Consider the following 13,104-nt stretch of genomic DNA (forward strand, 5'->3'; position numbering starts at 1 on the left):
GATATGAAATACAAAACGATCATCTTCATCGTTCCTGTCTTAGTTAGCGTAGAACTTTTGATCGGCGAGAAAAGCGGGCCCGCTTTCGCGCAGGCGGGGACGGGATTGCGCTCAGATGAGACGGACTTCACTGTTCCATCGCCGGCGATTCCTTTATAATGAAATGCGAACGCTTTACTGGCTTGCTGGTCTCTATACTTCATAAAGGAGCGTGAACATGGAAAACAACTTGAATTGGGCCGGAAACTACCGGTTCGGCGCCACGGAGCTGCTTGTTCCCGAAACGATGGAGCAGCTGCAAGAAATGGTCGTCCGCAGCACTCGCATGCGGGTGCTCGGCACGCGGCATTCGTTCAACGGCATCGCCGATTCCGCAGGAAGCCAGCTCTCGCTGCAAAAGCTGAATTGCGTCGTGTCACTGGACCGCGAGAACGGCAGAGTGACAGTTGAAGCCGGCATCCGGTACGGAGAACTGGCGACCTACTTGCACGCCAACGGCTATGCGCTGCACAACCTCGCCTCGCTGCCGCATATTACGGTTGCGGGCGCATGCGCGACGGCCACGCACGGCTCCGGCGACAGCCACGGCAACCTGTCCACGGCGGTTCATGCCCTCGAGATCGTCCAAGCCAGCGGAGAGACGGTCGTCTTCTCCCGCGATCAACAGGACGGGCTGCTGGAGGGGGCGGTCGTCGGCTTAGGCGGCCTCGGCGCCGTGACGAAGATTACGCTGGATGTCGTTCCGGCTTTCGAGATGAGCCAGCGCGTGTACGAGAACCTGCCCTTAGCGCAGCTCGAGCGGCATTTCGACGCCATCTTCTCCAGCGGCTACAGCGTCAGCCTGTTTACGGACTGGAAGCAGTCGGCGTTCAATCAGGTGTGGCAGAAGCGGCAGCTTGCGGAAGATGGAAACGGTGCTTCCGTACAGGCGGAGCCTGACTTCTTCGGCGCGGCTCCGGCGCTTGAGCATCGGCATCCTGTACCTGGCCATACGGCGGAAAATTGCAGCGAGCAGCTCGGCATTCCGGGTCCGTGGCATGAGCGCATGCCGCATTTTCGAATGGACTTTACCCCGAGTGCGGGGAAGGAGCTGCAGAGCGAATATTTCGTGCCGCGCTCGCATGCATACGAGGCGTTACGAGCCATTAACCAGCTGCGGGAACGGATCGCGCCGCTTCTCTATATTACCGAGGTGCGCACGATCGCGGCGGACAAGCTGTGGATGAGTCCCAGCTTCGGCCAGGATTCGGTCGGGATTCATTTCACGTGGAAGCCGGACTGGGAGAACGTACGGCAGGTGCTGCCGGATATCGAAGCTCAGCTTGCGCCGTTCGGCGCCCGCCCGCATTGGGCCAAGCTGTTTACGATGCCGCCGGCCCGCGTGCAATCGCGCTACGCGAAGCTGCCCGAATTCCGGCGCCTGCTGCTGCAGTGCGATCCGGAAGGCAAGTTCCGCAATGATTTCTTGAATGCGTATATTATGGAGTAGCAAAGTGGGACAGCCGCGCGCCGGCTGTCTTTTTCTTACTTTCTTTCTCTCTTTTTCTTTATTTCTCTATTTCTTTCTATCTTTCTATCTTGCTATCTATCTATCTATCTTTCTTCTTTCTATCTTTCCTACTTTCTCTCTTCTTTCCCTCTATCCTCATTTCTTTCTTCCTTTCCGGCAGGGAATCGGACGGCGAAGGGGAATACATCAGGCATCGGCTGCGTGCACGCGGAATTTCGGCCAAAGCCGAACGATCGGAAGGAGGCGGTTGATCTGCGTCATGACGCGCCCGCATTCATTGAAATCGCAACGCCGGCCGTGCGCGCGAAGCTGCTGCCGAGACCCGGCGAGCTGCGCTTCGAGCTTCCTTTTGGCCCGCAGTATTCGGGCATCGTGTACATCGATCGGCTGACCGACCCGGCTTGGTTTACGCCCATGCAAATCCATGACTACTTCGAGCTGTGCTGCGTCTCGGAAGGCAGCGGCTGGTTCATCCTCGACGGCGCGAAGCACGCCGCGGAAGCGGGGGACGTCTTCGTCACCAAGCCGCACGAGGTGCACTGCGGAGGCGCATCCGGCCAAGGCCAGTTCACGCTGTACTCGCTCGGGTTCCGCTTCCAGGAGCTGACCCCGCTCGAGAACGGCTATTATTTGCTGGGCCAAAGCCGCGTGGTCAGGGACTCTTCGGGGGCCGTCGCGCAGTGGTGCGAGCGGCTTCTGCGGGAGTGCGAGCATGAAGCGCCTTACGGGCCGATCATGGCGAAGTCGGTGCTGACCGCGCTGCTGACGGATATTCTCCGCTGCTACGCCAATCACGAACCGGCTCGGGAGAACGCGGCCGATCCTATTCCGTCCTATATCAAATCGGCGCTGTCGATCATTCACGCCCAGTCCGCGTCCCGCATTCCCGACGTCATCCGGCAGGCCGGCGTAAGCCGCGCGCACTTCGATCGCAATTTCAAACGGCTGCTCGGCGTCACGCCGGGCGGTTATCTGAGAAGGCTGCTGATGGATCGCGCCAAGAGGGCGCTGCTCGAGACCGACCGCTCCGTCACGGAGATCGCCGATCTGCTCGATTTCGAGTCGGTGCAGGCGTTCTGCTTGTTCTTCAAGCGCCAGTCCGGAGCCAGCCCCCTGCAGTTCAGGCGTCAAGCCGCGCGGATTGCCGCGCCTGGCTCCGATCAGGAGGAAGAATGTTAAAAACAACCGCGAAAACGACACTGCAATTCCGCCGAGCTGCTTCTATAATGGTGGTAAAACCCGGCAGAAACGCCGCCAAAGGAGAGATACGATGCCGAGATATTTCAGCTCGGAGGCCGCTTTGCGGAAATTGAAGTCGCTGTTCTCGCTCGAGTACGATCTGGTCCGCCACGCGATTGGGATCGTCCCGCAGCTGCCCGAATACGCGGTGAAATGCCAGCTCGTCCGTCATCTATACGAGGATTGGAAGCGCTGCCGCGCCCTGCGCGAGCGCATACAGGATTTCGGAATTCCTCATCCGGACAAGCAAATCGACGCCAGCCGGACGAATCTCGTCCGGCATCTGCTGACCGCGCCGGATACGGTCTGCTTCATCGGCGGTTTCTACCGCGTCGTCAAGCGGGAGCAGATCCGGGCCTACCGCGAATATGCCGAGACGACGCTGCGCTTGAACGATGCGCCTTCCGTGGAGGCGATCGAGGATCATCTGCCCGCGCTCGAGCGGCAGGTCGCCTGGGGGAAAACGTATCTGGAAGCCGGGCGCGCGACGGTTGCGCAGGAGCGCGCGGCGGAAGCGTTCGAGGACGCGCTGCGCGTCCATATCCGCAGTCTTGGCGGACTGTGCCATGAAGTTCTTCCGGAGCAGTCTGCCGGGGCAGAGGCGCCGCAGACGTATCCGGACTATGCGGTTCCGGCGGAAATGCAGCTGGAGCCGGCGTTCCAATGGCGGAGCGCCAACCGGATGTACGACGCCATTCTGGGCGCCGGCTTGGATAAGGAGGAGCATCCGGCCCACCATTCGTACACGCATTTTACCGAGCTGCCGATTATCGACCTGTGCGCGACGATCGTATACGACGGCCGCCACCTCGGCTTCGATTACGTATCCGATTTCGTCCGCCAAACCTGGGACGAATCGCGCCACTCCCTGATGGGCTTCTCGCGGCTGGAGGCGATGGGCATCAATCCCTATCTGGTGCCGATTCCGGTCGGTCATTATCAAGCCTACACCGCGCAGCCGCTGCTGGATCGGATCGCGGCGCTGACCCAGGTCGGAGAGGCTTGCTCGTTCGCGCCCAAGAAGCAGTGGACCGAGATGGCGATCGCGCAGGGCGACGTCCTGACCGCGCTGGAGCATGATTTCGACGTCGTCGACGAGAAGAATCATGTGAAATTCGGGGCGAAATGGATGAAGGCCTTGATCGCGAAGCAGAACGAGGCGCGGCCGTTCAAAGAGATCGTCGCGGATGCCGAGTGGAACGTGCGCCAAATCATGAACGACCTGCAGCGCGAGAAGGGCGAGAAATGGGAAGCGGAGCCCGGAGAACGGTTTGCCGGCTGCCAAGCCAGCGAATCCATGCTCAATTTGGCGCCATCCATCATTATTTCGTAACGGAAGGGAATCAGCGCAGAGGCTGTTTCCGGCGACGCCTGCGGGCGTTGTCGGGAGCAGCTTCTTTGTCATGCGGCTGACCGCAGCAGGAGCGGCCGATGCGGCCGGCGAATACTGGATGTCGGAAGGGGAGGATCAAGATGAAAGAGATTAAAGCGGTGCTATTCGATTTGGACAATACGATTCTCGATCGCACGCGCATGTTCGGCGGGTTCGCTCATGCCTTCCTTGATGCGCACTTCGGGCATGTCGGGGACAAGCAGGGGCTTCATGCCCGCATCATGGAGCTGGACAGGGACGGCTATAACCCGAGGGAAACGCTGTTCGCGGAGCTGCTGGACGAGCTGCCATGGGAGCGAAAGCCGTCTCTCGAGGAGCTGGCGGCTTATTACTGGGACCATTTTCTGCAGCATGCGGTATTGATGGAGCGTGCACGGGAGGTGCTCGCGCATGCGCGGGCGAAGTACCGGACCGGCCTGATCACGAACGGCAGGATGAAGACCCAATATGGCAAAATCGATCGTCTGGGCATCCGGGATGCCTTCGAGCTGATCCTTATTTCCGAGGAGGCGGGCGTCAAGAAGCCCGACCCGCGGATCTTCGCGCTGGCGGCCGACCGGCTGGGGCTGCGCCCGGAGGAATGCTTGTTCATCGGCGATCATCCGGCGAACGACGTGGACGGCGCCGCCCGCTTCGGCATGGCGACGATCTGGCTGCGCTCCGGCCGGCCTTGGCCGGACGGCCTCGCGGCGGTGCCGCTGCATACGATCGACCGGCTGGACGAGCTGCTGGCGCTGCTGTAGCGGACGGAATTGGTCAAGTCCCGCCGGGAATGACGAAGAACCGCAAGCGATCGAAGCCGACCGCTTGCGGTTCTTTTTGTCGTTTGCGTCCGGAACCCGGTACGGAGGGATGCGGATGATGCCGGACGATAGGCTGGGTTTCCTTTGGCCCTTGAGGGCGTTGTCGACGGGGGCCCCCCGGCATGGCCCGACCTTTCGGCATTGCTTCGCCGGCCGCGCAGCGGTAAAGTAGAGCTAACGCGGCAACACGAAGGAGAATCACGCACAATGAAACAAAGTCTCGACAACCCATTCATGCTCGGCGAGGACGTCGCCTACGAACAGACGATGTTCGGCGCGCTCGGCATGCGCATCATCGAATGCACGCCGGAGCGCGTCGTCGCCACCATGCCGATCGGTCCGGCTTCCCGTCAATACTTCGGCGTTCTTCACGGCGGAGCGTCGGTTGCCCTCGCCGAGACCGTCGCAAGCGTAGGCACGTACGATTTGATCGACAAGGACAAGCAGATGGCCGTTGGCATGGAGATCAACGCCAATCATATCCGCCCCAAGCGCGACGGCGTCGTGACCGCCGTCGGCACGCCGCTGCACAAGGGACGGACGACGATGGTCTGGGACATCAAGATCAGCGACGAGGAAGGCAAGCTGGTCTGCGTCTCCCGCTGCACGGTCGGCATTATTCCGAAGGCCCGATAAACCGGATTGGGTCGCGACCGATTATTTCCCGCGTGCAGTCGATCCCGGTTATTTCGAGCTTGATTTCAAGGAATAAAGCATCGCGGCAGCAAGCGCTGCGATGTTCAATCAGGCAAAACAGAGAGGCCCTCGCGGGCCTCTCTGTTTTGCCTTCAGGCGGTTTGGCATGCGGATGCGGACGATGGACAAACAGTCATATTTTTCCCTTGCATTGCGAACGTGCATTCGGTATATAATAAGGACATACGAACATGTATTCGCATATTCGAGGGGGATTCATCGATGTCGAGACATATTTTCCTGATCGACGGACAGTCCTTCTACGCATCCGTGGAGAAGGCGGCTCATCCGGAGTACCGCGACAAGCCGGTTGCCGTCGGAGACCCTTTAAGAATGAACGGCATCGTGCTCGCGGCATGCCCCATCGCCAAGGCCAAGGGCGTGACGACGGCGTCGCGCGTCGGGGAGGCGATGGCCCGGTGCCCGGACCTCGTCGTGATCCGGCCGCGAATGGGAACGTACATTCAAGTCTCTTTATTAATTACCGAAATATTCGAATCCTACACGGAACGCGTGGAGCCGTACAGCATCGACGAGCAGTTTCTCGACGTGACGGGATCCTTGGCTTATTTCAACAATTCCCCGCAGGAGCTGGCCGCAGCCATTCAGCAAGCCGTCCTGCTGTCGACGGGCGTCTGGTCGCGGGTCGGCATCGGCCCGACGAAGATTCTGGCCAAGATGGCGACCGACAATTACGCGAAGAAGAGCGAGGAGGGCGTCTACGAGCTCTCCTACGACAAGCTGGAATCCACGCTGTGGACGCTCCCCGTGCATCAGATGTTCATGGTCGCCTCGGCGATGACCCGGCACTTCACCCGCATGGGCCTATCGAGCATCGGCGATATCGCCCGCATGGAGTTCGGCGAGTTCAAGCGGCGCATGCGGCGCGAGATGGGCAAGCAGAGCGACATCCAGGCGGGGTATTACTGGCAGACCGCCCGCGGGATCGATCCGAGTCCCGTGGAGCCCGGCATCCGGCGCCAGCTCAAGTCCGTCAGCCACGGCAAGGCCCTGCGCTGGAATCTGTACCGCGAGCTGAAGGATATCGAGGTCGTGCTGCTGGAGCTGGTCGTGGAGGTATGCCAGCGGACGCGGCGCAGCGGGTTCTTGGGCGCGGTCGTGTCGGTGGCCGCGGCGGAGACGGACGGCGTCCGTTCCTGCTGGTTCAGCCGGCAGATGACCTTGCTGGAGCCGACATCCTTGACGCACGAGGTGGCGGCCGCCGCGCTGAAGCTGTTCAAGGAGCATTGGAACGGGCTGCCCATCAGCCGCCTCAGCATCGCCCTGTCGCAGCTGACCGACGACAATGTTATTCAGCTCACGCTGTTCGAGGACCGCTCCCGCGCCTATCGCAAGGAGCGGGCGATCGACGCGATCAAAGAGCGGTACGGAAGCACGGCCATCATGCGCGCCTCGTCGCTGCTGGAAGCCGGCGTAGCCCGGGAAAGGGCGGAGCAAATTGGAGGACACTATAAATGAACAAGCTGGACGGCAACGAACGATGGAAATCCAAAATGCTGTTGACCGAGCACGTGGAACGGTATGACCAGCAGCATTCGGCGGGGGAAACCGCGCCGGGCGCGGCGGCGGACGCGCAGCCGCGCCCGGCCAAGGAACGGAACCTCATCACGCTGGAGGAACGCACGATGCTCCGCGACTACATCCTGCTGCCGCATATCGTGAAGATGGTAGAGAAGAGCATCGCCGACGTGGAGCATACGACGACGATTTTGAAGCGCGCGTTCCTGATGGCGGGTCAGATGATCCTGGACCGCGTCGCGCAGGACCTCTACGGCCTGCGGCGGGAGCTGAAGCAGCGGAACATCCGCATTCTGAACGAGGAGCAGGCGGACCTCGTCGTGTATCACCGCTACTATTGCCGCGGCTACGAGGACCGCTTCGGCATGACGCGCGACGTGATGCGCTCCGAGATCAGCGTGAAGCTGGCCCGCTACACGTCGGAGCTGGGGACGCTCCTGAAGGAAGGCTCGAGGAGACCGACGCAATCCCGCTAAGCGCCCGCCCGCGTCCGTGCCGCTCGCCGCTCATGGCCGCCGCGAGTACGTGGCGCGTGGGGATCGAGGGGCGGGACGGTCGTTTGCGGGCGGCAGCCTGCCGCTCCGGCAAGGTTTACCAACCATGATTAGGGCAAGAATAGGAGTATCGCATGCATGCGCGGCCGCTCCCCTGTTTGATGCGGATTCGCAGGTTTGGTTTCAGGCTTGGCCCACGGCCAAAATCCAAGAATGACCGGTGTTCGGGCGGTCATTCTATTTGATTTTGCGATCATCAATGGCAGCCACGCAACGAAAATTGCCGATCTGTTCGGGAAGGTGAGAGTCGAGATGGAGTCCAACAGGCAGCTGGACGTGAACGAATGTATCCGGATGAATCACGATGCCCTGCTTCACGTTTTTCGTAATTGCGCGGATATCGTATTTCGACCGTTACGGCTGACGGACGACTCGGAGATTCTCCTCGTCTACATCGAAGAGCTGACGGATTCGAATAAATTGGAGCAGATTATTTCGGCATGCATGATTAGCCGGGATTTGAATCGATTGGCGCAGTACGAGAGCGTTACCCGCATAGCGGAAGTCGTAGCCAAAGTGCTGAAGGGCGGTACGGCGATCTTTCTGGATGGCCGGCCGTTTGCCTATCTGGCCGATCTGACCGCCTTCAAGCAGCGCGCGATCAACGAACCTTCGAACGAGGCCGCGATCCGCGGGCCGCGCGAAGGATTCACGGAGGACCTCAAGACCAATTTAAGCTTGATTCGCCGAAGAATAAGCCATCCGAGCTTGAAGTTCGAGAAGCATCAGGCGGGCGAGCTGACCAATACCGAGTTCGTCGTCGCGTATATCGAAGAGCAGGTCAAGCCGGAGCTGCTTCAAGAGGTCGGGAGAAGACTGCAAGCGATAAGCACGAATCAACTGCTCGATTCCGGCTATCTGGAAGAATTCATAGAGGACAAAAGCCTATCCCTGTTTCCGCAAATTCAAAATACGGAACGCCCGGATACGGTATCCGCGAGCTTATTGGCCGGCAGGGTAGCCATTATCGTGGACGGCTCTCCCAATGTCTTGCTGCTGCCCATGACGTTTTGGGCCGGACTGCAGGCGGCGGAGGACCATTATGAACGCTTCATCTACGTCTCGGCGGTCAGACTGCTGCGGTTGGTGCTCGCGATCCTATCGTGCCTGCTTCCTTCCGTATACGTCGCGCTTACGACGTTCCACCCGCAGATGATCCCGCTGGCGTTGATGCTGAGCATATCGGCCTCCAGGGAAGGGATACCGTTTCCTACCGTGATTGAAACGCTGCTGATGGAGTTGATGTTCGAAGGGCTGCGGGAAGCGGGGCTCCGCCTTCCCAAAGCGATCGGCTCGGCGGTGAGTATCGTCGGCGCGCTGGTGATCGGGGAAGCTGCCGTCCAAGCCGGCTTTATCTCGGCGCCGATCGTCATGATCGTTGCCGGCACCGGAATCGCGTCGTTCGCTTTTCCGAGTTACAGCCTGGCGCTGCCGTTTCGGATGCTGCGGTTTCCGCTGCTGCTCGCAGGCGGATTCCTGGGTCTGTACGGGGTCGCCATCGGGGTCATGTTCATCATCATCCATCTGGTGACGCTGAAGTCGTTCGGCATGCCGTATTTGAAGCCGGTAGCGCCCATCGGGAAAAATTTCTGGAAGGATGCGTTCATGCGCATGAACAAACGATTCGTGCCGGCGCCCAAAAAACAATGAAGCGCATCGGCGCGTTAATGGTGCTGCTGCTCGTCACATTGTTTATCGCCGGATGCTGGGACAGAAATGAAATCAACGATTACGCGTTCTGGATCGGCACGGCCCTGGATGTGTCGGAGAACGGCAAGATTGAGAAAACCGCGCAGATCGCCGTTCCCGCCGGCTTCAAGAGCTCGGGCGAAGGAGCGGGGGGCGGACAACGGGGGAATATCGTCATCTCGGCATCCGGTTCCTCCATCGTGGATTTGGAGCAGCAGGTTCAGGACAAGCTGCCGCGCAAGATTTTTCTCGGACACCGCAGATCGATCTTCATCGGCGAGAAGCTGGCGCGTCAAGGCATCGTCAAGATCATGGATCAATTCACGCGAAATACCGATACGCGGATGCGCACGGACATCTTTGTCGTGAATAACGGAGAGGGAAGGGATCTCTTGAATATCAACAGTCCGTTCAATCCGTTTTCGGCGATCGTGGCCGTGGATCAGGACCGGTTTTGCCGCTTGGGGGACACGGCCTTGCGAGATGTCCTGCTCGACGTAGGGCGGGACGGCATTCGGCCTTCCATGCCGATGGTCGAGATTGCGCCGAAGAATAAACAAGAGAAGAATGAAATCATCGAAGTCAAATCCGTCGCGATTTTTAATAAGCATTTGCAGATGGTCGGAGAAGTGAGCGGCCGCGAATCCTTGGAATTGTTCTGGGTGAAGGGCGTATTGAAGAACGAATTCCTTACGGAGGAGACCGGGGAAGGCACCGTATCCTTATATGAATCCAGTTTGAAGAAATCCGTTCGCACCGAAATAAAGGGCAACCGCTTGAAAGCTTACGTCAAGCTGGAAGGCACAGGCAGAGTGCTCGAAAACAACACGGATATCGATATTTCCGTCTCCTCCGAGCGTATTCCGTTGGAACGCAAGCTGAATGCCATCAAAGCCAAGCAGGTAGCGGCAACGATCAAGAAGCTGCAGCAGCAGTACGGACAGGACGCGTTCGGAATCGGAGAGGAATTTCACAGAGAACATCCTTATCAGTGGAAGAAGCTTCGGAACAGGTGGGATGAACTATTCCCGAAGGTCGAGATATCGGTGACCGTCAAATTGAAAATCCAAAATACGGGGGGGATCGGCAAGCGTGTCCCGGGAATAGGAGAACGAGGATGAAAATATCGCGTTGGCAGTTGTTCTGGATGTTCTTGACGCTGGAAATATCGATGAGCGTTTGGCTGACCGTATCGCCCACGATCGCGATTGCCAAGCAAGACGCCTGGATCTCCCTTGCGATCTCCGGCGTCATCGGTCTGTTCGTGACGCTGATATTCATCCTCGTGTGCCGACGGCATGCTTCGCAGACGCTGGTGGAGTTCGCGCAATCGCTATTCGGCAAATGGATCGGAAGGCTGATCGGCGCGTCGTACATCCTGATGTGGTTCTCGGTTTCGGCGGATATATTGCGCATATTCTCCTTGTTCATTAAGCAGTACCTGTTTCATGATACGCCGCTTTGGGTGATCGCCTTCCTTATGATTGCGGCTATGGCGTACATTAACTACGCGGGGAGCGTCGAGGCGATCGCCCGTTTCAGCGAGCTGGCCGGGCCTTTGCTTCTGATCGGCATCGTCATTACGTTCGGCTTGAATCTATCCAACTTGCACCCGTCTCTGATTCTGCCCGTATACGCGGACTCCGGCGCATTCTCCATCTTGAAGGGGTCGTTCGTGAATGCCTCTTTCCTGGGGGAGTCCATGATGATTATGATGTTGACGCCTTTTATCGCCGATTCCAAGCAATTGCTGAAGCCGGCTTTGCTCGCGATTTGCATTCCGTCGGCGGTCGCCGTCGTTACGTCGGTGATGGTGATCATGACGTTCGGAACCAACATCGGATCAACCTTGGTTTTTCCGTATTTCAGCATGGTTCGGTTTATTAATTACTTGGAATTCATTCAGAATATGGATGTTTGGGTGATGTTCATTTGGATTTTCAGCGTATTCGTGAAGCTGGCCAGTTATTTATTCATCAACAGCCACGGAACCGCTCAATTGCTCGGCATCAAAAACGGGCGGATCATGATCGGAATCGTCGCGGCCATCATCTTCGCGTTATCCTTAGTGCCGGCGAATAAGATCGGGATGCTCGATTATGCGAAATTGGTCTGGATCCCCTACATTTTCCCGATCTTCATCGTAGGCTTGCCGATTATTTTTCTGATAGTCAGCCTTATCAAGACCAACGACCCGCACGTGAAGAAAGCCACGTAACCGCCTGCGCAAGAGCATGGCGAGAAAACCGAAAACCGAAAACCGAAAACCGAAAACCGAATCGGCCGTAAAACATCCATGTTCGCGTCCTAAATCGGCAGCTGCAGGCCGTTCGTTCGCGATATTTATTGAACATGAGGGAAGCGCCATGTAAGATTAGTCTTACAACAGCAAGAAGAAAGGCGCAGCATGTGGACGTATATCATTCATTTGGTTCGTGATTTATCCCCTGGCGTGAAGAGGTTCATAGCAACCGAAAGCTTGTTCGGCATCGGAGCGGGCATCTTCAGTTTGATTTTGAATTTGCATCTGCTCGATCTGGGCTACTCCAAGGCCTTCATCGGCCAGCTGACGTCGCTCGGCGCGCTGACGGTCGGTCTGACGAGCCTGCCTGCAGGCCTGATCGTCAAGCGCGTCGGACGTAAGCCGATGCTGGTAACGGGGATGCTGCTTGCGTTCGCATCCCTGATTTTGTTCGGAATCGGCACGACCGCGGCATCGTTGACCGCCGCGCAGCTGATCTGGTCGCTTGGCATCGCGGCGGTCGTCAATTCGGAGATCCAGCTTATTTTCCAGTATTGCCGCAGCAAGAAAGAAGAGACGAGCGCGTACTCGCTGCTGTTCGCCGTATTTACGTTTTTTACCGGCGTCGGGACATGGTTGGCCGGCTATTTGCCGGACTGGATGCCGGGTCACACGACGATGTATCAGTACGCGTTCTTCGTGGCCGGCGGTTGTCTCGCGCTCTCCGGCCTATTGCGCGGCGTGCTGCTTCCGTCCGTGCATATGAGGGAGGAACTCGCCGCGGCGGAAGACGACGGAACGAACGCCCCCGCCGAAGCGGGCTCTCCGCCGGAGAAGTCCAAGAAGCGGCCGGCAATCGGCTTCCTGCTGCTGCTGTCGCTGCTGATTTTCAGCTCCGGATTCACGTTCGGGCTGCTCAGTCCGTTTCTGAACGTCATTTTGAAATTCCGGTTCGGCATGGCGGATGGCAGCATATCCGGCCTGCTGGCGCTGTCCGGCTTTTTCTTCTTCATCGGTTCCATCGCGATGCCGTACATCGTCGAGCGGTGGGGCAGCCGCCGGACGTTCGTCGTCTTGTTCCTCTACAATGCGCTTGTCGTGGCGCTCATGGCAGTCGCGATGCCGGTCGCGGCGTTCGCCGTCTTGCTGCTCCTGCGCGGGACGGGCTTTACGATGCTGAACAACCTGACGGACAGCGAATGCATGTCGGCCGTTAATGAAGAAGACCGTAATCTGTTCGCGGGCATGAGAACCGTGTCCCGCAGCATCGGCAACACGGTGGCTTCTTATTGGGCGGGCTATATTTTGGCGGGAAACCATTATTCGCTGCCTTTCGTACTGACCGCTGCCGCCGTGATCGCCGGCTATGCCGTCTATGCTTGGTTCGTGCAAGGCAAGCTGGATCGCAGGCTGCAAAGCCAATCTTGACGCAGCTGCGC

Annotated in this window: 12 protein-coding genes; all 12 read left to right on the forward strand. The window is 58.6% G+C overall.

Features of this window, described 5'->3' with window-relative positions; translation table 11 throughout:
• Window positions 1–3 precede the first annotated feature (3 nt).
• The 12 genes from GT003_RS09950 (at window position 4) to GT003_RS10005 (ending at window position 13,093) form a co-directional block, all read left to right on the forward strand.
• Window positions 4–159, forward strand: coding sequence for a hypothetical protein (locus GT003_RS09950; protein WP_161697003.1), 156 nt, complete (start codon window positions 4–6; stop codon window positions 157–159).
• A 58-nt stretch (window positions 160–217) separates the two neighbouring features.
• Window positions 218–1,489: an FAD-binding protein gene (locus tag GT003_RS09955; RefSeq protein ID WP_161697005.1), complete on the forward strand. Its 1,272-nt coding sequence runs from the start codon at window positions 218–220 to the stop codon at window positions 1,487–1,489.
• A 222-nt stretch (window positions 1,490–1,711) separates the two neighbouring features.
• The gene (locus GT003_RS09960) at window positions 1,712–2,689 is read left to right on the forward strand and encodes a helix-turn-helix domain-containing protein (protein ID WP_161697007.1); all 978 of its coding nucleotides are present in this window, start codon (window positions 1,712–1,714) and stop codon (window positions 2,687–2,689) included.
• A gap of 91 nt (window positions 2,690–2,780) precedes the next feature.
• Window positions 2,781–4,082, forward strand: coding sequence for a DUF455 family protein (locus tag GT003_RS09965; protein WP_161697009.1), 1,302 nt, complete (start codon window positions 2,781–2,783; stop codon window positions 4,080–4,082).
• 140 nt (window positions 4,083–4,222) lie between these two features.
• On the forward strand, window positions 4,223–4,885 hold the full coding sequence (locus GT003_RS09970; protein ID WP_161697011.1) for an HAD family hydrolase: 663 nt from the start codon (window positions 4,223–4,225) through the stop codon (window positions 4,883–4,885).
• A 267-nt stretch (window positions 4,886–5,152) separates the two neighbouring features.
• Window positions 5,153–5,581, forward strand: a complete 429-nt coding sequence (locus GT003_RS09975; RefSeq protein WP_239565744.1) for a hotdog fold thioesterase — start codon at window positions 5,153–5,155, stop codon at window positions 5,579–5,581.
• 282 nt (window positions 5,582–5,863) lie between these two features.
• The gene (locus GT003_RS09980; protein ID WP_161697013.1) at window positions 5,864–7,120 is read left to right on the forward strand and encodes a DNA polymerase IV; all 1,257 of its coding nucleotides are present in this window, start codon (window positions 5,864–5,866) and stop codon (window positions 7,118–7,120) included.
• Window positions 7,117–7,656, forward strand: a complete 540-nt coding sequence (locus GT003_RS09985) for a YhjD family protein (RefSeq protein ID WP_161697016.1) — start codon at window positions 7,117–7,119, stop codon at window positions 7,654–7,656. Before GT003_RS09980 ends, GT003_RS09985 begins: the two co-directional genes overlap by 4 nt.
• Before the next feature lie 330 nt (window positions 7,657–7,986).
• On the forward strand, window positions 7,987–9,384 hold the full coding sequence (locus tag GT003_RS09990) for a spore germination protein (protein ID WP_161697018.1): 1,398 nt from the start codon (window positions 7,987–7,989) through the stop codon (window positions 9,382–9,384).
• Entirely contained in the window at window positions 9,381–10,544 is a 1,164-nt protein-coding gene (locus GT003_RS09995; protein ID WP_161697020.1) for a Ger(x)C family spore germination protein, read from the forward strand. Before GT003_RS09990 ends, GT003_RS09995 begins: the two co-directional genes overlap by 4 nt.
• Window positions 10,541–11,641, forward strand: coding sequence for a GerAB/ArcD/ProY family transporter (locus GT003_RS10000; RefSeq protein WP_161697022.1), 1,101 nt, complete (start codon window positions 10,541–10,543; stop codon window positions 11,639–11,641). Before GT003_RS09995 ends, GT003_RS10000 begins: the two co-directional genes overlap by 4 nt.
• A gap of 189 nt (window positions 11,642–11,830) precedes the next feature.
• Entirely contained in the window at window positions 11,831–13,093 is a 1,263-nt protein-coding gene (locus GT003_RS10005) for an MFS transporter (RefSeq protein ID WP_161697024.1), read from the forward strand.
• Window positions 13,094–13,104: the final 11 nt, after the last annotated feature.

It is taken from the genome of Paenibacillus sacheonensis (assembly GCF_009909195.1).
GTDB classification, from domain to species: domain Bacteria; phylum Bacillota; class Bacilli; order Paenibacillales; family Paenibacillaceae; genus Paenibacillus_Z; species Paenibacillus_Z sacheonensis.